Below are 26672 nucleotides of genomic sequence, written 5' to 3'. Positions count from 1 at the left end.
AAGCGAAACTCGTTTTACAATACTTCTTCTGAAATTATCTAGTTTTGAGGGAATGATACCTCAATTTAATAGTCTGGCAATAATGGCGAGAAGGTCACACCCGTTCCCATACCGAACACGGAAGTTAAGCTTCTCAGCGCCGATGGTAGTTGGAACTCAAGTTCCTGTGAGAGTAGGTCGTTGCCAGGCAAGCCCCAATTGGGGCTATTTTTTTTGTCGTAAAATTTAATTCCCTTGGTCAAGCGGTTAAGATAACGCCTTTCACGCTGGAAACAGATGTTGAATCCTCTAAGGTGCATTTGGAAATTTGCGATAACAGATTAATAGATAAGCCTTTTTTTACGCTTAATTAAACTGTAAGTGTAACGGATAAACTCGGAAATGACCCCAAGTTAACCATTTAGACAACTGGATAATTGAGCGTAAAGGACAATTCTTTTTCTATGTAGATAAAGAATTGTGTTTTTAAATGAAAAAATTGCTGAGGATAAATGTACAGCCACTACCTTAAAGGATGAAACGGAAATTAAGAGTAATATGAGTCGACCATTTTGGTCGATTTTTTAATTTTGACGTGAAATAAAAATCAATGGAGGTCCATCACAATATAAACAGTTACTACAGCCACAAATGACGGTTGTAATATCGTATACTGCTGTTGATTTCTTGTACAGAAATACGGTCCACCTTTTGCAGTTATTATTATTTAACTTTGGGAATGGGTACAAAACTGTGAAATAAGAAAAGTGTTTGGTAATAAACTGAAGATTAATGCAAGGGCATTAAATCATGGTTTCTTAACCTTCAAAAGTATTCTGCATCTTTTCATTATAAATCATTGACAATAAATATACATATAATTATTATGGGTATATAGATATGATAATTAAACCAATAAATATTGTCAAAGGGGTGCTTTAAATGGATAAAAATATGGAAAAGAAACATGGGAGAGAACTAGAATTTGTAACTTTTGTTGTGGGTTCTTCTGTTAGTCAATCCTTAATTAATAATTCTGATGCAGCAGCTGTCTTCTCTTACTTGAGTGAACCTGAAAATATCAAAAATATGATTGTGTTTTCCGATATGCAGCTACCGGTATTAACTGGTATTGTAAAGAGTCTAGAGGAAACTTTTCAAACCAGTAAAGATTTCTCACTTGTTGTAGATTCAAATAGACAGACAGTCGGAAAAATGATTAGTTTCATTATGGACTTCTTCGGATATAGTCCTATCCGTCATATTAGTAGTTCCGAAAAAAGATTACGTAATTTTTCAGGTGCCAGATATTTTAAATCCTCTGCCATTTATGAAAAGACACATGAACCAAAGTTACAGTTACAGCTGAAGGTTATTACCAAGCTAGATTAAACACAGTGGATGAAGAATAAAAAGCGCTGAAAAACACACCGTTAGAAACTATGTGAAGCATACTTTAAACACAATGGGCGGTGAGAACCGCTCTGAATAGCGTTACTTTACTAGATAGTATAGGTTGTATTGTAATCGGAGTACATTCTAGGCTTTACTTAATAATCTTTACACAATTACCAGCTGATTGGAGGAAAACAATTTGATTAATTCCGTAGCCGATATCCTATTAAAATTAAAAGAGGAAGAGGAAAAGAAAGTTTCAGAGTTTAGTGAAAAGTATGAAAGTACACTTCACACAACAATAATAGGAGATATGTATGAAGGCATTGCAAAGAGTCTACTCGAAAAAACAATTTTTAAAGGACTAGATTTGAAGGTCGCTTCTGGACAAATTACAAACAAAGATGGAGATTTAAGTCATGAGGTTGATTGTATGATAGTTGTGGGTGATGGAGATCCAATTCCAAATACTGATAAACACATATATCATATATCAGATGTTATAGCTGTCGTAGAAGTTAAGAAAAACTTATATAAGGATGATCTTTTTGACTCATATTTTAAAATGGCAAAACTAAGCCGAATGTTTGATCCTAGAGAAATGAGCAAAACTGAATTTGAATTGTTCCGTGATGCTTTTAGGTCTACAGTGGGATTGGATGTCCCAAAACATGAAGATATTTCTAAATATGATCTTGAGGTACAAATGATTTATCACACGTTACTAGTTGAGACATTAATGCCATTGAGAATCGTATTTGGATTCTATGGATATAGTAGTATGAATAGTCTGCGGCAGGGATTTGTAAAGCTGCTAGATGAGCATATTTCAACAAAAGATAATAAAATAATGGGTTTTAGCCCTAGCAGTTTCCCAAATCAAATATTCACACGTAATAGTTCATTGGTAAAAGCAAACGGAATGCCATATTTTAGCCCTCTTGAAGAGACTGGTTTTTGGGAAGTATATATTAGTTCAACCCATAATCCTTTACTTCATTTTTTAGAGCTATTATGGACAAAATTAAGCTATAAATATGGGATTTCTTCGGACTTCTTTGGGGATGATTTGATGATTGAGGGATTTTTTAAGTATATAAAAGCAAAACCAATAAAAGAAAGTGACTCAATAGGTTGGGAATTTCGGTATGTTGAACTCCCAAAGGATCTGGACACTTCACCTTACTTTAAAGAATGGGAACCTTATGAACTCACACAACATGAATTTTTATTGGTTGATGGACTTTGTAATGGAGAGTCTATAAATACCGAATCAGCCTTTTTTAAAGACTTACTAAAAAAAGCCGGAATCGATGAAGATAGTTTTATAAAGGAATTAAATAATAAACAACTCGTTTTTAAAAATGAAGAAAATAATTTAGTTTTGCTTACTGATGAATGTATTACGGGTCTTAAAAGTGGTAAATATTACGCAGGTGAAAATAAAGATGGAAAAATGCTGCAATGGCTTATAAAGAAAACCTAATGTATATTAATAAATTACTTTTTAAATGTATTAATTATACACAAATCTAGAAGGATCGCAGTGTGATCCTTTTTTTCTACTCCACTCGTGTATGGAGGAGATTTAAACTTGAAACATAAGGTTTTACGCGGTATTAATTGCAGCGTATTAACTTAATAGTGAGAAAGCGGCTTCTAAAAACTTAAAATATAAAAAACACAGGAATAGTACTTGCATGTATGGCCGGACCGAGTTTATCTTAATTTTCGTTTAACTAAATACCATTGTAGGCACCTTTATTGACTGTTCCAAGCGTCCTTTTCCAAATCGACTTTTTCTGTAGATTCGGCAGTTCTATCATCTCTTTTTTTAATTCAAACAGACTGGCAAGGTCCACTAGAGGCAAGTAATGGTTCCCAAGACGTCAAACAAAATATTTCTCCTTTAATACGTAATTTTTTCCATAAATAATTATAACAAAGGGAAAGAGGTGAATGGGAAATATAAAATAAATGAAACAAAAGTATATAAAATGATAATATCCTCCCCTGTTTCAAAATAGTAATGTAGGAGTGAAGTTAGGGGGGGATATATTTATATGAGTAAATATGTAAGGCTGGAAGTAGATATTTGGTATGATGAAGAAGAGAAGATAGTAAAGTTGGCTTCTTCTGATGGAAAAACGTTTATTTCAACCGTGCACTGCAAGGAACTCTATAATTCCAACAGTCGTAGACATGCACATTTATACAACATCTTTAAGAAGTTATTAAAGCAACATAATAAGTGGAACGGAGAGGAATAAATAAAAAAAAGCCCTTTTTTATAAAGGGCTTTTTATGCATCTATAGAAACAAAGGATGGAAGTCGAAGAGTACCAGATTTAGTTATATTTCGATATTTCACATAACATGATATAGGTTCTATAAAGACAAACTTATCATTCTCGTCCTTTTTTGGCATTTGGTAAATTTTCTTTCTCTCTTCTTTGGACATCCCTAGTTCTATAATCCCCGCATATTTACCATCTTCATATGATAAAAGTAAACCAAATTCTCTTTTACGGAATCCTTTTACCATTACATTTGCGTATTGGAAATTAATCACTTTGAGCCAGGAGTATGACCGTTTGCCAATTTCATAAGTGCTGTCCTTCTTCTTTAGGACAATCCCTTCGAGATTTTGCTCTTTAATGAGTTCAAAGAGTGCGGTGCCGTTACTTTCTATGCTCATTACCTTAGATAGGATGGGGGTATTAACTGGTATGATTGCATCTAGGATTTCTTTCCGTTTATAAAGGGGAAGATGGGTTACCTTTTCACCTTTATGGTACAGGACATCAAATACCACGAAGGATACTGGCTCATGCTTCGCCATATATATTACCTTGTCTGAATTGAACATTGAAAATCTGCTCATTACAGCTTCGAAATCTGGTTTGCCAGATGAATCTGTGACTACTACCTCGCCATCCAAAACTGTTCCTTTTGGTATGTCCAGGTTCAAAAGTTCAGGAAACCGGGTGGTAATATCGGTATGATGGCGGGTGTAAAGCTTTTTATCTTTTATATTGGAATAGATGAGGCGGAACCCATCCATTTTGAGTTCTGAAATATAACCATCATGATCGAAAGGTTCATACGATTTTTGGAGTAGCATAGGGCTAATAAACATATTATCACCTCAATCCTATGATACTACGGAATTGGTTCATAGAAATTAGGTGGTTGTTGGAAGGTTTTTATAAGACAAACGGGTAACGTTTGTTAGGGATGAGGTTGCCGCTGCAATCTTTTGCCTGTTCTCAACTAAAGGTCAGGTTAGTTGAAGAAGGATTTTTCACCCCCCTATGGTTTCAGGGCCTTTAACTTTTCGGAAGTCCAGATACTGTTGTTGAGGATGATGATTCATTACCAATTGCAGGAAGTTATTAAAGGCAAGTCCTTTTTTAATATTATTCTGGTAAAATTGGACTAGTCATCATATGGAAATAATTTAGGGGGAGTTACAAATTTGAAAGTAGTTTTAGGATTTTTAAAATTGAGATGGAAGTATGTAATAACAGCAGTGATTGCTCTTAGTATTGGAGCTGCAGCTGGTCCTTCACAAGAGCAAGTTGATAGGGCGAATGCTAAGGTAGATGAATTAAAGAAGCAGCTATCTGCTAAAACAGAAACCATAGGAAGCCTTGAAACAAAAAATAAAGGTTTACAAGCGAAAGTAGATGAAGCAGCTCCATGGTTTAAGATGCAAGATGAGCGGAAACAGAAGGAAGCTGAAGCTAAGGCTGCCGAAGAGAAACGTTTAGCGGAGGAGAAAGCAAAACAAGAAGTAGAGGCAGCAGCTAAGGCAGAAGCGGATGCCAAAGCAGCCGAAGAAGCAAAAGTGAAAAAATCAGAACAGCAAATTACAGCAGATAAAGTGGAGGAAATTATTAAGGATTATTCTTATGTAGTAGATAACGTTTCTTTTATAAATGGTGAAATAAAAGCAACGATTGAGATAGCACCAATGGAACAGTTTTCCGCCAAGGATTTAGCGGTTAATGAATACAGTCAACTATCAGATGAGTTATTAAACCATGAAGGCTGGCAAGTACTAACAGTAACATATCCTGGTGCAGGGACTATTAGTATGAATCGTAACGAAAAGGAAACAAATCAGATTGGTGATTATTTCCCAATCTTGAAAATTGAGGAAAGATTAAAATGATAAACAAGCATCCTTTAAGGGTGCTTGTTTTTTGGCTAACAAAACAAACATAATCGGACCTGTTCTGTACTTTAATGGTATGGATCGTTTACTGACTACTACTTGCGGAATAGCTTGTGAAGAAATGGTCTTTTACTATCGGGTGCTTTAGTTGAATAAGAACATAAAAAACCTTGCCCATACTGAGGCAGGGTTTCCTTTTGTTTATTCATTATTCTTGAACAATGCGTATCCGTCACCCTTTATTCCTAATACCTTTTCCTTTGGTTCTTCAGTTAGTGACTCTTTAGCCTATACAATGCCATTTCTTTTGCAGCCTTTGGAGTACTACCATAACAATTTGAAACAGTTACAATTCCATTGGATGCGAAAGCATTATATGTATTCCCATAATCAAAAACATGATATCTAACTTTTCCACGACGGTAATACCAAAACCAGTCCCAGATATATTCTATTCTCCACAACAAGATGATCACCTCTCCTATCTTCCTAAATATTCGGGTTTATCGAGCTAGTTCCTATCTGAAGTTTTGGACGTTTTGTGGCAAAATAAAAAGCCACTCATCAATGAGCCGCTTTCTCTAGTTTCATAACTAGCTGGGTAATGTCCTCTCCATTTGCAATTACCTTTTCCAGTTCACAAGGATATGGATGTTCTTTTTTTATCCACTTCCAAAATTCATAAGCTACTTCCTCAGGTTGCCTATTCTTTAATGGATAACTTCCCCTCCGTAAAACACTATTTTCGTTTGAGGTGTAGAAAACCTGAATCAAAATGTTCATTTTCTTCATCCTCATACAATTTCTTCAACATTTTATCCATTTCCATTGTCAAATCGTAAAAATGGACTATCCTTTGAATGTCACCAGGTGTATATCCATTTTCCTCAAATTTTTGGATCAGTTTCTTCCACTTTTCGTTCATAGAGATCATCTACCTTTACTTCTAATAAATCTGCAAGTTTATATGCCTTGTCAATCGTTGGATATGTATTACCCGCTATCCAATTCGATAACGTGTTTTTACTTATGTCCAGTTCATTTATTATAAATTCACGCCTATACTTTGATACTTTCAAGAGCTTCCCTATATGTGGCTTTAACATGCTAAACACCTCTGACTATATTATTAGTCAAATAGTTGTAAAAAACTATACCAAATAATTGTGATAAATTAACCTAATATTTTGCATAAATTGGTCTTAGCGGTAATAACATCTAGTAAACAGGCAGAAGGGAGGCGATATAAATGAGTAAAAACAAAGTTATTAAGTCGGTATCATTTAATGTTACCAACGAAAAAGATCTGGCGTATCTAGAAAGGATTCAGAACGTCAATTTTAGTGGCTACGTAAAACGGCTAATTGAGAAGGATATACGGCAGCGTAAGGTAGTAAAAACTGAAGATAAGCATGTACAACAAGCTGATTTTGGTGGACCAGTCATTATCCGAGGATCGGGGCTTTCTCTTAAATCGGTATGACCACCTCTTCTCTTAATAATATCATGAGTAACAAAGTGACACTTTTGACGTTGGCAAATGTCATTACAAATGGAAGGGGGAGGCTGTAAGAATGATAGAAGGGAAGGGGTTAGGTGGAAAGAAAATTCATCGGGTGAATGTGTCTCTTACAAACAAACAGGCTTTTAAATTGAACCGTCTTGCGACCGCCTGCAATATGAAACCAACAACACTGGCTGCTGTACTTATTGAAAAGGGGCTAAACGATGATAGGCTTGTCTCCATGCTGCAAAAGGAACATTGTACCGAAAAAGCCTACCGAGTGGTTCTCATCAATGATAATGGTGAACTGAACTACGTATTGAGCGGAAGAGAGGACATCATATGAGCTGGATTAGCTATATTACCGGTGGTATGACTGTGATATTAGCTTATGCGTTTTATTCGGTAGGAATGGAAGATGAAGAAGAGGAATTAGGTGAAGAAGAAAACAATGTAGTCGTTAATGATTTATCTGGTCGATATGTGACGTTAAGCTGTCAGACGTGCAGGAAGTTGAAGCGACACAAAGAAGTTAAGCTGAACTTGTTTCAGTGTACGAAGTGCAAACGGCATGTTGATATTAGGGATGCTTAATAAAATTTAAGTTATAGGGAGCGAATACAATGCATAGTGAAGATTACAATAAATTTACTAAAACGGAGCTTATTAAGATGATTGAAAATTTAATGGAGCAGATTGAACATTTGGAAGAAAGACATGAGGATTTTGAGGTTCAACTCGAACAATTAAAAGCGGAAAATGAAATTCATATGAGGAGCATTCATGATTATGGACAAAAAGAAAGTGAAGAGGAAATATACAGGCATCTTCCTCATGTGAGACCATTATGGATGAGAAAGGGTTTCGACTATTAAATTTGTCTTTAGAATAAGGGAAAGTAAAACGTTTTTATTATAGGAATGGAAAAAGCCCGTCTCAACTAGGAGAAGGGCTTTTTTAAATTCATAGGGTGGAAACTAATATGACGTTTAATATCAGTTCAAACACCTGCATGAATGTTTTTGTTTTAATATACAAAGAGTATCTTACTGACTATTCTAGAATGTTTTTTAGGATTTTCTTCCATATAAAAGTAAAATGAAATACAATTATTTTTGAATACAATTATTTCAAACAGCATGAAAAACAACAATTAGATTTGCAAGTAAAAGAAAAATATTAAATAAAGAGGTTGTGTGAATATTGGCTGAGTTTAAAGGTTTTGCTGATTTTATGGAGGAATTGAGTAAAAAACTATTGGCTGGTGATATATACGAAAATCCATCACAAAAGAAAAAAGCCTTTTACGATTCTCTCAAAGAAATGCATAATGATTGGAGAAGTAAAAAAACTTGTATGTATCCAGGCTGTACAAATGAAAGCATTCGAAATTCCCATACCATACAGGAAAACGGACCTTTGAAGTTAATTGCTGAAGGGGGAAATAATGATACTGTACTATCCCCTGAGGTACATAATGGGATTTTGGGTCTTAGGGAGAAGAAAATTGCATTATCTTCAGTATTTCCTGGATTTTGTTCTGATCATGAAGATGTTTTTAAGGAATTTGAGAGCAAGAAAAGAATTGAAAACGACATAGATCATTCTCTACAGGTATTTAGGTCAATTTGTAGACATCTTTATATGCTTAAGAATCGTTATAAATATTTTGTTAAGCAAAAAAACGAAAAAGCTCAAAAAAAATTAGATACTGCAAAAAAATTATTAGGTGAGTATAGCTTAATGTCGAGTAAAGTTTCTGATACTGTAAAAAGTGTAAGGGACCAGGATGATGAGACTTTTGAAATAGTAATTGGTGAAATTGAGGGATTTATTAAGGAAGCAGATGAATTATATAATGCAAGCGTTGTCGATTTATTAAATAAGAAGGTAGAGGAACTATATATATTTACTTTTTTAATTTCTGATAAATTGTTTCCTGTTTGCTTGTCGGGTGTAGGAAACTTGATTTCCATAAGAGATGGTGAATCAAGTCCCAAAAACATATCTGTAATAATGAATATCTTACCTCAAGATAAGGATACGAGAATAATGGCAGCAGTACATAAGGATTATGCTTCAGATCTTAATGAGTATCTACAAAATTTTATCAATTCAGACTTAGGTATTATTAATTTAATTGAGAGTTGGATGGTTTATGGTACTGACCATTGGTTTATAAGCCCTTCAATATGGGGGAAAATACCGCCTGAAAGACAAAATAAAATTCTAACCGAATTAGACTCGACAACAAAAGATATCCGACATCATTGTCCGTATTCAATTCTGGATGAAATTAGAACAGAAGCTATCGAGAGAAATGAGCAATTTATTGATGTAGAGAAGAGGAAAATGATCTAATTTACCAGCTAAAAGTATTAGACAAGCGCTCATTTGCATAGCCGTTATGAATGGGTAAGATATCAGAGTTTCGGAAATAATAGCAAATTTATACTCCATGGTAATTTGCATTGTTTTTTTATAAGCCTCTACTGCATTAGCAGTTGAGGCTTATATTTATCGCCTGCCACATGCACTTTTAAAATTTCACCCATATCCCTGTGAGAATAACTATTCAAATTGATTTTTGACCGCATTTTGACCGCGAAACATGTAGAATGATGTATAATCTTATTTTCAATTTAACCTAAAAGAGCCTTTCAATTAGGCGTGCTTAGGTACTATATTGATTCACCTTTCTTCCTATTATTTATTCAAATTAAAGAACGTAAGAAATACGGACTTAAAGGCGCTCGTCGTGCACCTCAGTTCTCAAAGCGTTAATCTTTCAATTTCAAAGGCTCTCAACCATTTTGGTTGGGAGTCTTTTTTATGCTGTTTTATGTTTTGAAATATTTTTTCACAAATTTATCAAATATTTTAAAAAATGATGCTAACGACTTGATTCCTTTGCCCTGTTGAAACCCCGGTTATGGGTCTTATGTGATATAGACGACAATGCTCAAAAAGCTATATGCTTTTACTATAAGTTGTAAGCGGTGCCAATATTTTGGTATACATATGGAAGAACCTGCCTACAATATATCTTTTATAAGAATAACAAGAGGAGGAGAAACTGTGCGAAAATCTTTTAAAACATTTTTCACCCTATTTCTAACATTTGCTCTACTATTTACAGGAATCCCGCTTGCGGGGGCAACTGCGGCTGCGGCTGCGGGAATCAAGGATTTAGTGATCGACCTTAATGTTCCACAGGTTACAAGGGAAGCAAAGGATAAGAAGCTTGATTTAAATGCACTTCATGTATATGAGGATGGCCGCTTTATGCTGGCGTCAGAGAACTTAAAGTGGAAGTCTTCAAATAAAAATGTTGCCTCCGTTTCTAAAGATGGACAGGTAAGCTTATCAGGACACAAGGGTAAAACATTTATCACTGTTAGTGATGGCATTTATAGCGACAGAATTGCTATTCAATATAAAGGAAATCAAGACAACATTCATATTAAAAAAGAAAAAGGTGCACGATATGACCTTATCGGCAAGGCCATCAAGAATATGACCATGGAAGAAAAAGTCGGGCAAATGCTAATGCCTGATTTCAGAACCTGGAAAGGTCAAAATGTAACCGTAATGAATGATGAAATTGCTCACCTGGTAAAGGACTATCATCTTGGCGGGGTAATTTTATTTCGTGAAAATACGGTAACAGCTGATCAAACAACTAAGCTGGTCAGTGCCTATCAGGATGCAGCAGAAAAATATGGCCTGTTAGTTTCGATAGACCAGGAAGGCGGAATTGTAACACGTCTTCAAAGTGGTACAGACTTTCCTGGGAACATGGCGCTTGGAGCGGCACGTTCTGAAGAAGTAGCAGAAAAAGTAGGGAAGGCAATTGGAGAAGAGCTTAATGCCCTTGGGATTAATATGAACTTTGGACCTGTGTTGGATGTAAACAATAATCCAGACAATCCTGTAATCGGAGTTCGTTCATTTAGTGAGGACCCTGAGTTAGTGGCTGACCTTGGAAATGCCTATATTAAAGGGCTGCATGAAAGTGATACTGCGGCAACGGCAAAGCATTTTCCGGGCCATGGAGATACTGCTGTAGATTCTCATATAGGGCTCCAAGAGGTTCCGCATGACATTGACCGCTTAAAGAAGGTGGAACTATATCCGTTCCAGAAGGCGATGGATGCTGGAATAGATGCCATCATGACTGCACATGTAACCTTCCCGAAAATCGATGATACAAAAGCCATCTCTAAAAAGGATGGATCAGAAATTGCTGTACCTGCTACGCTCTCCCATAAAGTGTTAACGGGTCTCATGCGCGATGATATGGGCTTTAATGGGGTAATTGTTACCGATGCAATGAATATGGGTGCCATTTCAGAACATTTTGGTCCAGTAGATGCGGCAATCCGTGCCGTTAAAGCAGGGGCGGATATACTCTTAATGCCAGTTGGAATTGAGTCTGTAGCCAATGGTCTGTATGAAGCTGTTAACTCTGGTGAAATATCAGTAGACAGACTTGAGCAATCAGTAGAGAGAGTTTTAACCTTGAAACTAAATAGAGGCATAGTTAAGGCAGAAGTAGAAACGAGTCTTGATGACAAGGTTGCAAATGCCCTTCAAGTTGTAGGGTCAGCTGAACATAAAGCAATTGAAAAAGAAGCTGCAGAAAAATCCATTACCCTTGTAAAAAATGATGCAGTTCTTCCGCTAAATGTTTCTCCTGATGAAAAGATTGTTGTGGTTGGCGGGTCAAGCTTCTTTATTAACCTTCTTGCAACTGAGGTTCAAAAGCACCATCCAGGTACAGTTTATATCAATGATTCTGATAAACTTACCAGTGCCCAATTAGAACAGGTACAGGGTGCGAAATATATCATTGCGGGCACATACACTTCTAGTGTCAGCGGCAGGGCACAAAACGCCAGCCAAATGGTAATGACAAAGCAACTGATTGAAACAGGAATTCCTGTGATAGCAGTTAGTGCAAGAAATCCTTATGATGTGATGTCTTATGCGGATGTAGATGCTTATCTTGTTCAATATGGTTTTAAACCTGCAAGCTTTGAAGCAGCAGCAAACACCATTTTTGGGAAAAACAACCCGATAGGAAAGCTGCCTGTAACAATATATAACCATGATGGCAGTGTATTGTTTGGTTTTGACCATGGTTTAGGGTACTAAAGAAGGGGGGAGTACACTTTTGAAAAAGCTGTTAACAGGTGTATTGATTCTCGTTCTTTTACTATCAACTGTATCAATAGCGATGGCTAAGAACGATAAAGAGAAAAAGAATAAAAGGTTCCGTTTAGGAATCGAGGTTTTGTTACAGGATCAAATTGATTTAATCAAGGATAAGCGCGTTGGCTTAATCACAAATCCAACTGGGGTGGACCAGAACGTTACCAGCATCGTTGATTTACTTTTCAATAATCCCGGTGTAAACCTGACAGCTCTTTATGGTCCTGAGCATGGTGTACGAGGCAGTGCACAAGCGGGAGAGTATGTTGAACAATACACAGATGAAAAAACAGGGCTTCCTGTTTACAGCCTATATGGGAAGACAAAAAAACCAACACCTGAAATGTTAAGCAATGTAGATGTATTGTTATTTGATATCCAAGATGTGGGGACACGTTTTTACACTTATATTTACACCATGGCACTAGCTATGGAAGCGGCAAAAGAGAACAATATCCCAATCATTGTCCTTGACCGCCCGAATCCAATCAGCGGGACCAAAGTTGAGGGTCCTGTACTCGAGGAACAGTATTCTTCGTTCATCGGAGAATATCCAATTCCAGTCCGCCACGGGATGACGGTCGGAGAACTAGCAAAGCTTTTCAATAAAGAATTTGGTATTGGGGCTGATTTAACAGTGGTGGAAATGGTAGGCTGGAAACGAAACATGTATTACGATGAGACGCCGCTAGAATGGGTACTGCCATCACCAAACATGCCAACTTTAGAAACAGCTGTAGTGTACCCTGGTGCTGCCCTTATCGAAGGAACCAATGTTTCGGAGGGAAGAGGAACAACCAAGCCATTTGAATTGATTGGGGCACCGTTTATTAATAGCGACAATTTGGCGGCTAAGTTAAACTCTTACAAAATACCTGGTGTCACATTCCGTGCGGCATCGTTTATTCCGACTTTCTCAAAACATGCAAATGTATTAAGCCATGGTATTCAAATTCATATTACAGATCGAAACTCATATAAGCCGTTTGAAACAGGATTATATATCGTTAAAACGATCCATGATATGTATCCAAACGAATTCCAATTTAGAGCACCGAATGCAGCCGGAATTTCCTTCTTTGATAACCTTGTTGGCAATGGATCCATACGTGCTGATATTGAAGCTGGCAAAAGCGTTGAAGAAATGAAAGCATCGTGGCAGGCGGGTTTAGATGAATTTACCAAAGTACGTGAAAAGTATTTATTATACTAATAAGTGAGGGGCCTCCATATTGGGGGCTTCTTTTTTATCCGTACTAATTAATTAAAGTAGAGAAACACAGTTTAAGTCGAAGTTTGTATTTTCAGGGAAATAATCTACTGTTTTTGTTGAAATATGACTTCTAGGCTAGTTAATGGAGCAAATCGCCTGGCGATACAATTGGTATAGTTAGAGCATATCGCCGAGCGATACAGGACATGATTCTTCTTCTAACATGACAAAAATGTCACATTAGATGTTGTTATATCGATGGAAGACGGGCAAATTAGCCAGTATAGTAAGTGGTGAGGAGGGCTGATAAATGGCTAAAATAATACAAACAAAGAATTTATCAAAATCATACGGAAAAACTCAGGTCTTAAAAAATATTGATTTGTCCATAGAGCATGGCGAATTCACTGCCATTATGGGGCCGTCTGGCTCTGGAAAAACGACATTAATGAATACTCTATCAACGATTGATAACTTTAATAGCGGAGACGTTTGGATTGAGGGGAAATCGCTTTTAGATTTGAAGAGGAAAGCATTACGGGAATTCCGCCAAAAGCGGATTGGGTTTATTTTTCAAGACTTTAACCTGCTGGATACATTAACGGTGAAAGAAAATATATTACTCCCTCTATCTCTCCAAAAAACACCTGTACAGGAAATGGAACATCGATTAGCAAAATTGATTGCAGCGTTAAATATAGAATCTATCTTGCATCAGTATCCGTCTGAAATATCCGGCGGTCAGAAACAACGTACAGCTGCAGCACGTGCAATTATTACAAATCCAGCCATTGTGTTTGCGGATGAGCCTACTGGTTCGCTTGATTCAAGGTCTGCCACTCAGCTGTTAGAACAAATTCAATTTCTCAATAAAACATTTAAGACAACGGTGCTAATGATTACTCATGACCCATATGCAGCAAGCCATTGCCAGCGTGTGATCTTTCTCCGCGATGGAAAAATCGTCAATGAAATGTTTAAAGGCGAACTATCGGAAAAGGAATTCTTTGACCGAATCCTTACAATCCAAAGTGCTATGGGAAGTGACCAGCGATGAACTTAGTTGATTTATCGTGGAGGAATATGAAACGGAACTTTCGCTTATATACGATATATTTCATTTCCATGTTTGTCGGGGCTGTGATCTATTTTACTTTTGCAGGTTTAATGTTTAATGAAAATGTAGTAGAAGCCATTCAAAATAAAGAAAACTACAAAACCGTTATTTTCATTGCTTCGATTATTGTCTTTTTGTTTATTGTGTTTTTTATTCTGTATGCTAACTCTTTCTTTATGAAACAGAGAAAGAAAGAATTTGGAATGTATTTGCTTTACGGGATGAAAGAAAGACAGGTCGCTGCCATGGTTTTTTATGAAACTGTATTTTTGAGTGTCATATCCGTAACCAGCGGTATATTAATAGGCGGGTTGCTTTCAAAATTTTTCGGTGCGGTATTAATGAACTTAATGCACTACCATGACGACATTTCCTTTGCCTTTCCGTTGGAGGCAATTCTCTCTACTATATTGTTATTTGCCTTATTAATCGGCATCATTACGGTTCAAAGTTACTTTAACGTCCGCCGTGTCCAGTTAGTTGAATTGTTTCATGCAAAGGAAAAATTAGATAAACCGCTAAAGTTCTCTCTTTTGCTGGCGCTAATGTCAATTATCTTAATTGCGGGATCCTACTATATGATTACTATAGGCGATAAAGCCATTTGGAAGGATTACTTTAAAGAAACATTAATCATTGTAACTCTCGCATTGATTGTCGGTACCTACTTATTTTTCCGGCAGTTTTCAGGGTGGATATTACAAAAACTAAGCCAAAGTAAACAGTACCATTATGGTAATAAAATGTTATGGATCTCTTCGCTCCGATTTTCTATTCGAGGAAACACCATAAATTTTACGTTTAATTCGTTGATTAGTGCAATTGTCATATTTGCAGTGGGTTTTATTGCTGTCGACTATGCGATAAAAGCAGATGTGGTAAAAAAAGAATTTCCAAACCATTTTGCTTTTTCATCGCCGGATGATAAATCCCTAGCTCAAATTGAACAAATCATGAATGACTCGCACCCCATTGTTAGTCATGAAACCATTACGGGAATAAAAACGGAGAAAATACCAGCTAGAAAAGCATTCTATAGCCACCCCGAATATTACACAGAGGAATTCTACCTATTCCCTGAGTCACAATTAAATGCAGTAGTTGATTTGCGTGAAGTTGGTGAAAAGGTAGATGTAGAAGGTAATGAAGCAATTGTTTTATCAAGAGGAATAGATGAACCTATCGAGTATAAACGCCCTCAGCCTGAAATGACTGTATTAAAAGACCAAACCTTTCGTGTAGTTGAAAAAATACGATACCCGTTATTAAGTATCCCAACGAGTCCTGGTGGAGATACCTCTATGCAGCCTTCAGTACTCGTTATATCAAATGAAGCATTTGAAGACTTAAAAGAAAATCGTCCTCTGTATACCTATGAAATTTACCAAATTGAAAATCCGAAAACATCCAATGAAGTATCACGGGAGATTTACGATATTGTTAAGAAGATAGAAGGATCTTATTATTCAGCCTATGTAGATCAGTATTCTCTTAATACCGAATCATCCTCTTTAGTGTTGTTTTCGGTTGCCTTTTTTGGAGTCATTGCCTTGTTTGCTTTAGGGAGTGTGATTTACTTTAAACAGCTCCGTGAGGCGACAGAAGAACGCGAACACTATGCCATTTTACGAAAGATTGGAGTGGGCGACAAAGAAATAAAAAGAGTTATTCAAAAACAATTGCTATTTGTTTTTTTACCGCCGCTAATCCTTGGGCTGGTCCACAGCTGGTACCTTTTATACTACACAGTCATCTTAGTTATTAAAGACTTACCATCCTTAACGGCTATCATTTTTTCAGTAATGGGATTGTATGTGTTAACCTATATCATCTTTTACCTATCATCCACATCTATTTATTACAAAATTATAAGCGAAAAAAACACACGGTGAGTTTTGTTACTCATCGTGTGTTTTTTGCAGTGTTAAATAAGGATCGCTATCAAGCGGGAAGTGAATGGTAAATTGGGTGAATTCTCTTACTTTCGAGGTACAGCTAATATAATGCCCTAACTTGTTACTTAACTGCTGAGCTAAATAAAGACCCATTCCAGTGGATTTGGCATGCGTCCGCCCTGTTTCTCCGGTAAAACCACGATTGAATATCCGTGGAAGGTCTTTTTGGCTTATACCGATTCCGTTGTCCCGAACCAACAGCTGTTTTTCCTTTGATGTATGTATTGCCGATATGATAATCTCACCGTCATGTTCAGTATATTTCAAACTATTGGTCAGCAATTGATTGATAATAAAATGCAGCCATTTAGGGTCACTTTGGACCTCTAAAGTTTCCGCTTTGAAAAGAATGCGGATTTTTTTCGAAAAAAAAGTTTTCGAATGAGCCTTCACAATCTCCTTTGAAATTTTGATAATGTCACATTTTTGAATTTCATAATCCTGGTTAAAACTATCGAGCTTGGCGTAATAGAGTGCTTGGTCAACGTAATTTTCAATCTTTGTAATCTCTTCCCTTATACTATTTGCGTCCATATCGGTTTGCTGCAGTAAGTGCAGCACTGCAATGGGTGTTTTTATCTCATGAAACCAGGAGACAATAAAATCATAATGTTCATTCTGCCTGTCCTGAATCTGATTTATATCGCGGATATGCTGTTTATGTATTTCTTCTATGTACGCTTTAGCAAGTTCACCTTCTAGTGACAAACATTCATAATCTCCACTTTGCATATTTCGGGCTGCACGTACATGCTGCTGATAGCGGAAAACTAAAAATCCGACAAGTACAATTGTAGAAAGAACGAAGGAATAGAAGAAAGTCCCCCAAGTCCAGCTTTCTCTGCTATCGGAAAAAAATACTGCACCATAAATCAGGAAACTAGTAAGGTATAGATAAATATATGGCTTTTCATAAGTCAAATAGCGCAGAAAGGTCATTCAATCACATACCCCATTCCTTTGCGGGTGACGATGAAATCCTCCAAACCAAGTGAAGCAATCTTCCGCCTCATACGGTTCACATTCACGGTCAATGTATTATCATCAATGAATTGTTCTTCGTTCCAGAGTGCCTGCATTAAGTCCTCGCGCGAAAGTATTTTCCCGGCATTTCGCATCATTACTTGTAGAAGGATGAATTCATTCCGGCTTAACTCAGTACTTTGCCCTTTATATTCAATTGTTGAATTGGTTACAATTAATTTCAGCCCCCGATGGAAGAGGGAGCTCTCATCATCCTGGTAAGTGTATTTACGGCGGATAAGCGCACTGACCTTCGCAACAAGGATATCCAAATCAAATGGCTTCTGGATAAAATCATCGCCGCCCATATTAATCGCCATAATAATATCCATATTCTGATTCCGGGAGGAAAGGAAAATAATTGGCACTTTGGATATAGCGCGTATTTGCTGGCACCAATAGAAACCATCAAAGACCGGAAGATTAATATCCAATAGAATGAGGTGTGGATTTGTCTGTTCAAAATCCGTCAGCACCTGGTCGAATTGGGTCACTTCCACCACATCATACTGCCACTTTTTCAAAGTGTCAGCGACAATTCTTCTAATTTTATCATCATCCTCAATCATCATTATTCTATACATGAAATCCCTCATTATAGTAAAAATGGTCACAACATTTATTTTAGCACAATTCTCGACAATCTTTTTTTCACGAAGTTTAATCAATTCTTTATATAACAAAGATTTCAGAAGATTTAATCAAACGATTAGTTAAAGGAGGAAAATCAAATAACTAGGCGAAATTTGTATTTTCAGGGAAATAATAAACTATTTTTGCTGAATTATGTAAAATATACTGAGGGCGAACAGTCATGAAAAGGACCATATCGTTTGGTGATATGCCTTGTAAATCGGATAGAAAATTGTTATATCGCTGCACGATATAGTTGAGCCCAGTATATTGGCTGATATGGAAAGGGAATTACGGCCCTCTTTTTATTGTATCGCTAGGTGATATGGCTCTTGCAATTTTATCTATAACCCTTCATATTTAATATAAAAAAGGTGGTCAGATATGCGAAATGATATTCAACCGTACGAACGCTCTTTTTCTTCTAAGGAAGTGGCCGAGGAAGCCGGGATTGCAACACCTACTGTTCGGAAGTATGGTCAAATATTAGAGAGAAATGGATATGAATTTTTAAAAGAAGGAGACCGGCGTATCTTTGTTCAATCCGACATTGAAGCTCTTATAGCGTTACGTGATAGTGACAAGCCCCTGGACGATACAGCTAAAGATCTTGCGAATCAACAAAAAGAAAGATTAGCAGGATTTAATGAAACAGAGATAGCGGTATCCGATACGTATAACAATTTACCCCAAGACCCCAATCACTTAAAAGAAATATTAGCCTATTTAGCCAATGAACTTGCTGCCACACGTGAAATGAATGTCCAAGTGATAAACGATATGGCAGATCTTAAAACTACAGTTTCCAGGCTAAAGCAGGATCACCACGATTTAAGTTCTAACATTTCAAATTCTGCACAAAAAACGCAAGCTAGGATTGAGAAATTATCTGAACAGGAAAAGATCCATTACGAAACTTTGCTGGAAGAGGAAAAACAAAAGAGCGAATATTTACAAAGAGAATTACAAAACCTCCGGGAAGAAATGAAAAAAGAGTGGCTTTCACAAAATGAATTTAATAAACGTATCGAAAATTCAATACAAAACCCTAAAGATAAGTGGACGTGGCTTTTCTCTATATTCCGAAAATAAAGTATGCCAGGATGCGGGTATGGTCCTTTAGACCCTAATGGTTATTTATCTTTATAAGCTCTCAATCATTCTGGTTGGGGGTTTTTTCTTTGTCAAAATAACATTTCAAAAATTTTTTGTAGACAGAAAGAAAAATGCAATGTATATTATTGAAATATAATACTTTAACGCTTAAAAGCGTTTTAGTGTAAAAGTAAATGATTTGCCTGCAGTTTTAGTAGAATTGTCATGAGCAGCAAAAAGAGACCGGATGGAAGGTGAAAATTCGGGCAATGATAATTTTGAAATACGGCTGCCTTGAACGGGCATGTTTTTTTAAAGAGGGCAGGGAGTAATTTCTGCCAACTAGGGTGGTACCGCGGAGTCCCTTCGTCCCTAAATTCGAAGGGGCTTTTTTGCGTTTATCTATACATCATAGGGGGAGACTTTATGCACAAAGAACAAAAGGTGCTGGCAATTCCACCAGCCGAAGCGGCATTTATTACTTTACTTTTAATGGGGATTGTCGGTTACCTAATTATCGGCATTAAAGTGGTTCCGCAGATTGCAATCATTGCAGGGATTGTCCTGTTGCTGGTATACGGTGCTATTAAGAAAGTAAACTTAATCGAACTTGAAGCAGCTATGGCAGAGGGTGCTAAGTCAGGAATAGCTTCAGTCATGATTTTCTTTTTTATAGGGATGCTAATTAGCAGCTGGATGGCGAGCGGAACCATTCCGACGTTTATCTATATAGCTGTCGAGTTAGTCTCGGGGAAATTTTATTATGCAATCGTGTTTGTAGTCACTTCTATTATTGGCGTAAGTATAGGGAGTTCCTTAACAACAGCTGCAACATTGGGAGTAGCATTTGTTGGAGCAAGTACTGCGCTCGGAATATCGCCTGTTATCACAGCGGGTGCAGTCGTTTCAGGAGCTTTCTTTGGTGATAAAATGTCGCCTTTATCAGATACGACAAACCTGGCTGCCGGCATTGCAGGTGTGGATTTATTTGAACATATAAAAAATATGCTATGGACAACGATACCGGCATTTATATTATCGCTAATTGTTTACCTTGTGATATCGCCGGCAGAAGCAGAACAAAGTATTAAGCAAATGGGAATCCTAAAAGAAGAATTACTAAATCTAAACCTTGTACACTGGTATTCACTTCTGCCATTCTTGATCCTAACTATACTTGCCGCTAAAAAAGTACCTGCAATCGGAACGTTATCCGCTGGAATTCTTTCAGCTCTATTCATTTCTGTTTGGATGAATAGCGGTGTCAGCGTTAAAGGATTGTTTGACTTGCTATATTCCGGTTTCAAGTCTGAAAGTGGACTCCAAGAAGTAGATTCAATGCTGTCACGAGGCGGTATTGAAAGTATGATGTTCAGTATATCCGTGATTTTACTGGCTCTCAGCATGGGAGGACTTCTCTTCAGATTAGGTATTATTCCAGCTCTTATATCGCTTTTACAAGGTGTATTAACACGTGTTTCGCTTTTAATTAGTACAACGGCTGGGCTGGCGGTGGCTATAAATTTTATTATCGGAGAACAATACCTATCCGTCTTATTACCTGGAAATGCCTTTAAAGAAAATTTTAAAAAAGCTGGCTTAGAACCGAAGCATCTTTCAAGGGTGCTCGAGGATGCCGGAACTGTCGTTAATCCTCTTGTCCCATGGAGTGTTTGTGGTGTTTTTCTCGCTTCCGTTCTCGGAGTGCCTGTTGCTGAATATTTTCCGTATGCATTATTTTGCTTATTTTCACCATTACTGACTATAATTTATGGTTTTACAGGTTTTACCCTTCCGAAACACGGAAAAAAATATAGGTTTAAATCTTCTATTCGTTTTCCACAGTTCATAAAGCGCTAATTAATAAAAGACCTCCAGCATTGGCTGGGGGTCTATTTATGATGATAAATTTTGGTTAGGGAGGATTTTTTTCAAACATTTTAATGAGGTGTAAAGTCCTGCTGTCCGGCTCGATCACTATACATAAAAATTGGCAATACAAAACGCTCTGTAGTTTGCATTTCTTAGGACGAAGGGATGAAGAATAGTCTTAAGAGGTGAAAAGCAAGTGACTGTAATTACAACCTTTAAAGAAAAGCGTCGCGATAAACAAATAAAATACGAGCGGTCCGTCCTAAAGGACCTATCGGTGAAAACATTAAAAGAGCGAGTGCAGCAGTATTTTGGTTCTACAAGAATTGCTCAAAGTTTCGTTATGAATACAGGAATTGAAGAGGCTTGTTACGATGTAGCATTAGAAGCATACTTATTAGGGGCTAAATTTAGCAAATTTGGTTATTATGGTGAGAATATAGATGACGTACGTAAACGTTGTTATAGAGAAGAAAAACATTTAATTGATACGCTTTATAATTTTCTCCTATACTGGGGAAATGGTGAAGAGGGAACAATGAGTGAAACCCTTTATTACTCATGTGAGGGCTATATAGATGTATGGTGGAAAGAGGGTTACGAAAAAGGACAAAGGCGCAGGAAACTGCGATTACATTAAATCTTAAGGAGATCTAGCATCAAGGTTAGAGGGAAAGTTCTCTAATCTTGGTGCTTTTCTTTGTTATTACTTCCTGTTCTAAAGAGGTCCCTTGTCCCATATAGTTAAGTGAATAGGGACGAGCGGGAAGGAATGATTTGGGTGTCTAAGAAAAAATTAAAGGTCATTGGTTTTTCTGTTGGTTTGCTTCTTTTATTTCTGATTTTACAATATGATTTTGTCAAAGAGAACACTTGGGGTGATTCTTGGAGTCTTCCTTTATCAGGTAAAATAATATTACTTGACCCTGGACATGGCGGGCCAGATGGTGGAGCTGGAAATTCAAAAGCATTAGAGAAAGACATTGCTTTGGATATTTCATTAAAAGTCAGAGATTATTTGCAGGAACAGGGAGCGTTAGTTGTCATGACCCGCGAGACTGATAAAGACTTGGCTGATAAAGATACAAAAGGATATAGCAGAAGAAAAGTGGAGGACTTAAAAACACGGTTAAAAATGATCAATAACTCAGATAATGATCTCTTTGTCAGCATTCATCTTAATGCAATTCCATCCTCTAGGTGGAGTGGAGCTCAAACCTTTTATGCACCCCATTTCAAGGAAAATGCCAAGGCTGCAAAATTCATTCAGGATGAGCTAATTGTAAATTTAGAAAATACAACAAGAAGAGCCAAACCTATTAATTCTGTGTATATTTTAAAAAATGCTAAAAAGCCTGGGGTTTTGGTAGAGGTAGGCTTCCTTTCAAATCCACATGAAAGGGAACTGTTAAAAAAGGGAGAATACCAGGAAAAGATTGCTGCTTCCATCTATCAAGGTGTAGTCCGCTATTTTACAAATGAGAAAGAAATTAAGATCGAAGATTAAATGGAGGTTTTATACCTTCTTTTTTTTGGAAAGATAAAGGGCAGTGATTCATTTAACTGTTTCTCCTAAAAATTATGGTATACTGAAAACTGGAAACGAATTCATTAGGTGAGGTGTTTGTTTACATGTTAACAGAAGTGAAAGTCCGAGAAGTGTTAGGAAGCTTAAAAGAACCATTTTTACATAAAACATTAGCTGAATTAAATGCGATTGAAGAAATAAAAATTAAAGAAGAAAAAAACCATGTCAGTGTCAAAGTCCAAATTGCAAAAACGGGCACGGCTGAACAATTGCAGCTGCAAACGCAAGTAGTAAATTTACTTAAAGAAGCGGGAGCACAAACAGTAGGAATCAGATTTAGTGAACTGCCGGAAGCGGTCCTGGCAGAACACCGTCAAGCTCAAAGCGAAACAGAGGACAAAGGATTACTTGGTTCGAATAAAACTACCTTTATTGCGATTGCAAGCGGAAAAGGCGGGGTAGGTAAATCAACAGTCTCAGTAAACCTTGCTGTTGCCTTAGCGCGTCTGGGTAAAAAAGTAGGTTTAATTGACGCTGATATCTATGGATTTAGTGTTCCAGATATGATGGGAATAACAAAAAGACCAGTGGTAAGAGGAGAAAAAATCCTTCCAGTCGAGCGCTTTGGGGTTAAAGTCATTTCAATGGGCTTTTTTGTAGAAGATAATTCTCCAATCATTTGGCGTGGTCCAATGTTAGGGAAAATGCTTAATAGCTTCTTTAATGAAGTAGAATGGGGAGAAGTGGACTACTTACTCTTAGACCTGCCTCCAGGAACAGGGGATGTGGCGCTTGATGTTCATTCAATGCTTCCAGCTTGCAAAGAAGTAATCGTAACGACTCCGCATCCAACAGCGGCATTTGTTGCAGCACGTGCTGGAGCAATGGCATTGCGGACGGACCATGAAATCCTTGGTATTATTGAAAATATGGCATACTTTGAAAGTAAGCTGACAGGTGAAAAAGAATATGTGTTCGGAAAAGGCGGCGGTGATAAATTAGCCGAAGACTTAAATTCACAAGTCCTTGGACGCCTGCCTCTTAATCAGCCTGATTGGAATGATGAAGATTTTGCTCCATCAATTTATCAGGAAGATCATCAATTAGGAAAGATTTATTTAGAAATTGCTGAAAAAATGATTGGTCTTTTGAAAAAGTAAAAGGAAAAGCCTCTTCTTGAATTGGAAGAGGCTTTTCCTTTTACTATCTAATCGCAGTCTTATTGTTCTTTTTCCTCACTTTTATCTTCTTCTTTCTTTTGCGTATCTTCAGCTGCTTTTAAAAGTAATTCCTGCATTTTCACCTTGAAAAGAGGGCTTTCGAGTGTTTCAGAGATAACCTTTTGAAGGTGTTCCCGATACTCTTTACTTTTTAGGGCGTCGGCCATTTCCTTCTGGATTTCAGGTTCCTTGAAAACCTCAATCATCATGCCTCTATATTCAGGGTCTTTCATCAGGTCCTTTAAAAGTTTTTCATTCTCGGTTCTCATGCTTTTTGCTATTCCTTGAGCAAATTTCTCGTCACTAAAGGTTTTTTTCCAAAACTCTGTTGCATTTTCTGAAGTAAGGGTTTGCTGAATAGTATCAGCAACAACCTTTTGATCCATTACCAGCTTTTCTTTCATTTTATCGTCGGACATTACATCCTGAATCGCCTTTTTACCATCATCCGTTTTAAGGATGTCTACAACCATCTTTTTTGTTTCTTCATAATCTATCTGTTCACCGCCGCTGGCTTCTGGAGATGCACAACTAGTTAACAATAAAGTGAAGAGCAAGGGGGAGATAAATCTTTTTCCTTTCATTATAAAAGCTCCTTTCACATAAGAGTCCTTAATTTCTAGGATGAAGAAAAGAGTCTTAGATTATGCGTAAGGAAATTGAAAAGATGGATTTTTTATATTTGGATTGGTACAATCAGTATGGAATTTATTAATTTATTATTGGAGGATAATGGTGTGACGAGTCGTATTTGGGTAAGGCTGTTTATGACTACGCTATTGATAGGCGGAATAACAACAGCAATTGCAGGCTTTATTATCAATTGGAATGAATATGTACACTATTTTACTGAGTTTCGATTTATCAATATATTATCCGCCCTTTTTTGGTTTATTTTATGGGGCTTTCTCTATAGTGTTATCAGTCAAATGGGCTTCTTTGCCTATTTAACAGTCCACCGTTTTGGCTTAGGTATTTTTAAATCAGTTTCACTTTGGAATGGAGTACAAGTAGTGATTACTCTATTTGTGTTATTTGATCTTGTTTATTTGCGATATGAGACCTTTGCAAAATCTGGGGACAGTCTTCTGCCATATATTGTCCTTGCAATCCTTTTATTGATTCCAGCTTTGATAACGGCATGGTTTAAAGCCAGACAAACCAATCGAGAGGCATTTATTCCGGCACTCTTTTTTATGATTGTAGTTACGGTAATTGAGTGGTTCCCTGTTTTACGAGTTAATGAACTTAGCTGGGTGTATCTGATGTTGTTCGCCTTATTGGCTTGTAATGCTTATCAATTATTGATTCTTCATAAGTTAAATATGCAATCACAGGAAGTCAGACAGAGAATTGAGAGTAAAGTGTCTCATAATAAGAAAACAAATGCTCGAAAAAAATCAAGCAAAAAACCGTCCCTTTAATAATGGACGGCTTTTTTATTTTATTTAATTTCTTTTGATTCAACTGCTCCATTTGCGATGAGCTCTGATACTGTTACAAGTTTCATGCCTTTGCTTCGCAGGTTATTAAGAATTTGCGGCAAGGCATTTGCTGTCTGTTTAGCAGAATCAGATGCATGAAGGAGAACAATATCTCCTTTATCCGCTTTCTTTACATTTGCAATAATTTGGTTAACACCAGGATTTGTCCAATCCTTCGAATCAACACTCCAATGAACGACTGTGTATCCATACCGTTCGGCGATTTTTAGGGAGCGTTCATCAAAGTGACCTGTAGGCGCACGAAGAAGCTTAATATCTTTAATATTTAACTTTCTAAAAGCCTCTTTTGCTTTTGCTATGTCTTTCCCAATTTTAGCATCTTCTAATTCTGTGTAATCTTCATAGGCATATCCAAGAATTCCAATTTCGAATCCTTCCTTGGCAATCCGGCTGACAATATCCGGATGCCTCTCTGCCCATGAACCTGCCAAAAAGAAAGTCGCGGATTTCACATTTTCCTTTTTCAACGCATCTAGTATGGGCTCTGCCTTTTCATCACCCCAGCCAATATTAAAGGTAAGAGCAATATCCTTTTCGCCGCGATATACGGCTTTTGGTCCATCCTTTGTTGAAAAGACCGGGGATAACGACAGATTACTCATAAATAGAAACAGAGCAGTAAAGAATGCAGCAATCACTACTAAAAGAATTTGTTTTACAGATTTACTATTCAATACATAAAAGAAATTCATTATTACCACCTCGTCCAATGCTGTCCTTGTCTCATACCTATGCTAATTTTTATTTAAATATGATTCCGAAAAAAATAATTATAAATTTTACTTTTTTGGAAAAGACTACTATAACTACATCTTACATAAAGGGTGATTCAATGTTTGGGCTTCTTATAAACGAAAAGGAAGTAAAAGAAATGGAATACCTGATAAAGAGAGAGATGGATGAAATATTATTTGACCTAAAGGATGACCGTATTGATCATATAGTAAAGCGTGCAATGGAAGAGCGGTATAAGATATTATTCACTTTATTTAGAAGAGTGGCATCCCCAAGTGAGTGTTTAAAGTATATGAGACGGGATAATAAAAGCAGGAAGAAGGGTTAGACATTCTTCCTCAAAAAGTTAGAAATTAATTTTAACAATAGCATTGACTTTTTGTTGTTAGGTTGGTATATTAATAAACGTCGCTGCTGACGTAAAAGAAAATAACTTAAAAAAGTTATTGACTTTATGGAGTGGTGATGTTATATTAATAAAGTCGCTTTTAGGCGAATAAATAA

28 protein-coding genes, 1 rRNA gene and 1 pseudogene are annotated in these 26672 nt (G+C 36.8%); 22 read left to right on the top strand and 8 right to left on the bottom strand.

The genetic code is table 11. The features are described 5' to 3' along the window. Positions 1-72: 72 nt before the first annotated feature. The 3 genes from rrf (at position 73) to SFC47_RS25365 (ending at position 2860) form a co-directional block, all read left to right on the top strand. Positions 73-189, top strand: a 5S ribosomal RNA gene (rrf, locus tag SFC47_RS25375). 732 nt (positions 190-921) lie between these two features. Then, on the top strand, positions 922-1371 hold the full coding sequence (locus SFC47_RS25370; RefSeq protein WP_411257315.1) for a hypothetical protein: 450 nt from the start codon (positions 922-924) through the stop codon (positions 1369-1371). Between the two features lie 202 nt (positions 1372-1573). Further along, the gene (locus tag SFC47_RS25365; protein WP_411257314.1) at positions 1574-2860 is read left to right on the top strand and encodes a DUF6602 domain-containing protein; all 1287 of its coding nucleotides are present in this window, start codon (positions 1574-1576) and stop codon (positions 2858-2860) included. Positions 2861-3113: 253 nt separating this feature from the next. On the opposite strand, the gene SFC47_RS25360 is transcribed toward SFC47_RS25365, so the two are convergent. Continuing rightward, positions 3114-3245 (bottom strand): hypothetical protein, encoded by a 132-nt coding sequence (locus SFC47_RS25360; RefSeq protein WP_411257313.1) that lies wholly within the window; start codon positions 3243-3245, stop codon positions 3114-3116. A 192-nt stretch (positions 3246-3437) separates the two neighbouring features. Here SFC47_RS25360 and SFC47_RS25355 point away from each other — a divergent pair, with 192 nt between their 5' ends. Further along, complete coding sequence (locus tag SFC47_RS25355; protein ID WP_411257312.1) at positions 3438-3644, top strand: hypothetical protein; 207 nt, start codon at positions 3438-3440, stop codon at positions 3642-3644. A gap of 32 nt (positions 3645-3676) precedes the next feature. Here SFC47_RS25355 and SFC47_RS25350 read toward each other — a convergent pair whose 3' ends face one another. After that, positions 3677-4513, bottom strand: coding sequence for an ATP-dependent DNA ligase (locus SFC47_RS25350; protein WP_411257311.1), 837 nt, complete (start codon positions 4511-4513; stop codon positions 3677-3679). Positions 4514-4852: 339 nt separating this feature from the next. On the opposite strand from SFC47_RS25350, the gene SFC47_RS25345 reads away from it, so the two are divergent. Beyond that, positions 4853-5551 carry a toxin regulator gene (locus SFC47_RS25345; protein WP_411257310.1) on the top strand — a complete coding sequence of 233 codons (699 nt, stop codon included), beginning with the start codon at positions 4853-4855 and terminating at the stop codon, positions 5549-5551. Positions 5552-6118: 567 nt separating this feature from the next. On the opposite strand, the gene SFC47_RS25340 is transcribed toward SFC47_RS25345, so the two are convergent. Both SFC47_RS25340 and SFC47_RS25335 read right to left on the bottom strand, forming a co-directional pair. After that, a complete protein-coding gene (locus SFC47_RS25340; protein WP_411257309.1) occupies positions 6119-6337 on the bottom strand; it encodes a hypothetical protein in 219 nt (72 codons plus the stop codon). 104 nt (positions 6338-6441) lie between these two features. Then, a complete protein-coding gene (locus SFC47_RS25335) occupies positions 6442-6660 on the bottom strand; it encodes a helix-turn-helix domain-containing protein (protein WP_411257308.1) in 219 nt (72 codons plus the stop codon). A gap of 143 nt (positions 6661-6803) precedes the next feature. Between SFC47_RS25335 and SFC47_RS25330 the strand changes: the two genes are divergently transcribed. The 10 genes and pseudogenes from SFC47_RS25330 to SFC47_RS25285 all read left to right on the top strand — a co-directional run bounded on the left by SFC47_RS25330 (position 6804) and on the right by SFC47_RS25285 (position 16494). Then, positions 6804-7037 carry a hypothetical protein gene (locus tag SFC47_RS25330; protein ID WP_411257307.1) on the top strand — a complete coding sequence of 78 codons (234 nt, stop codon included), beginning with the start codon at positions 6804-6806 and terminating at the stop codon, positions 7035-7037. Between the two features lie 91 nt (positions 7038-7128). After that, the gene (locus SFC47_RS25325; RefSeq protein ID WP_411257306.1) at positions 7129-7404 is read left to right on the top strand and encodes a hypothetical protein; all 276 of its coding nucleotides are present in this window, start codon (positions 7129-7131) and stop codon (positions 7402-7404) included. Beyond that, on the top strand, positions 7401-7652 hold the full coding sequence (locus tag SFC47_RS25320) for a hypothetical protein (protein WP_411257305.1): 252 nt from the start codon (positions 7401-7403) through the stop codon (positions 7650-7652). The genes SFC47_RS25325 and SFC47_RS25320 overlap by 4 nt, the downstream gene beginning before the upstream one ends. A 29-nt stretch (positions 7653-7681) precedes the next feature. Further along, positions 7682-7933: a hypothetical protein gene (locus tag SFC47_RS25315; RefSeq protein WP_411257304.1), complete on the top strand. Its 252-nt coding sequence runs from the start codon at positions 7682-7684 to the stop codon at positions 7931-7933. Positions 7934-8261: 328 nt separating this feature from the next. Then, positions 8262-9419, top strand: a complete 1158-nt coding sequence (locus SFC47_RS25310; protein ID WP_411257303.1) for a hypothetical protein — start codon at positions 8262-8264, stop codon at positions 9417-9419. A 354-nt stretch (positions 9420-9773) separates the two neighbouring features. Further along, positions 9774-9842, top strand: a pseudogene (gene rpsI, locus SFC47_RS25305) (30S ribosomal protein S9); the annotation flags it as partial. A gap of 294 nt (positions 9843-10136) precedes the next feature. Further along, the gene (locus SFC47_RS25300; protein ID WP_411257302.1) at positions 10137-12215 is read left to right on the top strand and encodes a glycoside hydrolase family 3 protein; all 2079 of its coding nucleotides are present in this window, start codon (positions 10137-10139) and stop codon (positions 12213-12215) included. A gap of 19 nt (positions 12216-12234) precedes the next feature. Further along, entirely contained in the window at positions 12235-13485 is a 1251-nt protein-coding gene (locus SFC47_RS25295) for an exo-beta-N-acetylmuramidase NamZ family protein (protein ID WP_411257301.1), read from the top strand. 310 nt (positions 13486-13795) lie between these two features. After that, positions 13796-14542 carry an ABC transporter ATP-binding protein gene (locus SFC47_RS25290; protein WP_411257300.1) on the top strand — a complete coding sequence of 249 codons (747 nt, stop codon included), beginning with the start codon at positions 13796-13798 and terminating at the stop codon, positions 14540-14542. Next, on the top strand, positions 14539-16494 hold the full coding sequence (locus tag SFC47_RS25285; protein ID WP_411257299.1) for an FtsX-like permease family protein: 1956 nt from the start codon (positions 14539-14541) through the stop codon (positions 16492-16494). Before SFC47_RS25290 ends, SFC47_RS25285 begins: the two co-directional genes overlap by 4 nt. Positions 16495-16500: 6 nt before the next feature. On the opposite strand, the gene SFC47_RS25280 is transcribed toward SFC47_RS25285, so the two are convergent. Beyond that, positions 16501-17478, bottom strand: a complete 978-nt coding sequence (locus SFC47_RS25280) for a sensor histidine kinase (RefSeq protein ID WP_411257298.1) — start codon at positions 17476-17478, stop codon at positions 16501-16503. A 14-nt stretch (positions 17479-17492) separates the two neighbouring features. Then, on the bottom strand, positions 17493-18164 hold the full coding sequence (locus tag SFC47_RS25275) for a response regulator transcription factor (RefSeq protein WP_411257297.1): 672 nt from the start codon (positions 18162-18164) through the stop codon (positions 17493-17495). Between the two features lie 433 nt (positions 18165-18597). Here SFC47_RS25275 and SFC47_RS25270 point away from each other — a divergent pair, with 433 nt between their 5' ends. From SFC47_RS25270 to SFC47_RS25250, 5 genes are all read left to right on the top strand, one after another. Then, positions 18598-19305 carry a hypothetical protein gene (locus SFC47_RS25270; RefSeq protein ID WP_411257296.1) on the top strand — a complete coding sequence of 236 codons (708 nt, stop codon included), beginning with the start codon at positions 18598-18600 and terminating at the stop codon, positions 19303-19305. A 429-nt stretch (positions 19306-19734) separates the two neighbouring features. Further along, complete coding sequence (nhaC, locus tag SFC47_RS25265; RefSeq protein ID WP_411257295.1) at positions 19735-21168, top strand: Na+/H+ antiporter NhaC; 1434 nt, start codon at positions 19735-19737, stop codon at positions 21166-21168. Between the two features lie 208 nt (positions 21169-21376). Beyond that, positions 21377-21820: a YbaK family protein gene (locus tag SFC47_RS25260; RefSeq protein ID WP_411257294.1), complete on the top strand. Its 444-nt coding sequence runs from the start codon at positions 21377-21379 to the stop codon at positions 21818-21820. Between the two features lie 141 nt (positions 21821-21961). Beyond that, on the top strand, positions 21962-22687 hold the full coding sequence (cwlD, locus tag SFC47_RS25255) for an N-acetylmuramoyl-L-alanine amidase CwlD (protein ID WP_411257293.1): 726 nt from the start codon (positions 21962-21964) through the stop codon (positions 22685-22687). Positions 22688-22812: 125 nt separating this feature from the next. Further along, positions 22813-23868, top strand: coding sequence for an Mrp/NBP35 family ATP-binding protein (locus SFC47_RS25250; protein ID WP_411257292.1), 1056 nt, complete (start codon positions 22813-22815; stop codon positions 23866-23868). A gap of 59 nt (positions 23869-23927) precedes the next feature. On the opposite strand, the gene gerD is transcribed toward SFC47_RS25250, so the two are convergent. Continuing rightward, positions 23928-24512, bottom strand: coding sequence for a spore germination lipoprotein GerD (gerD, locus tag SFC47_RS25245; protein ID WP_411257291.1), 585 nt, complete (start codon positions 24510-24512; stop codon positions 23928-23930). 153 nt (positions 24513-24665) lie between these two features. On the opposite strand from gerD, the gene SFC47_RS25240 reads away from it, so the two are divergent. Further along, complete coding sequence (locus SFC47_RS25240; protein ID WP_411257316.1) at positions 24666-25352, top strand: KinB-signaling pathway activation protein; 687 nt, start codon at positions 24666-24668, stop codon at positions 25350-25352. A gap of 20 nt (positions 25353-25372) precedes the next feature. On the opposite strand, the gene pdaB is transcribed toward SFC47_RS25240, so the two are convergent. After that, positions 25373-26125, bottom strand: coding sequence for a polysaccharide deacetylase family sporulation protein PdaB (gene pdaB, locus SFC47_RS25235; protein WP_411257290.1), 753 nt, complete (start codon positions 26123-26125; stop codon positions 25373-25375). A gap of 140 nt (positions 26126-26265) precedes the next feature. Here pdaB and SFC47_RS25230 point away from each other — a divergent pair, with 140 nt between their 5' ends. After that, positions 26266-26496 (top strand): hypothetical protein, encoded by a 231-nt coding sequence (locus SFC47_RS25230; RefSeq protein WP_411257289.1) that lies wholly within the window; start codon positions 26266-26268, stop codon positions 26494-26496. The last annotated feature ends 176 nt before the right edge of the window (positions 26497-26672 follow it).

This window comes from Neobacillus niacini (assembly GCF_046591715.1).
GTDB lineage: Bacteria > Bacillota > Bacilli > Bacillales > Cytobacillaceae > Neobacillus > Neobacillus niacini_L.
The sequence above is the reverse complement of the archived record's forward strand: the minus strand, read 5'-3'. Positions and strand labels throughout refer to the sequence as shown.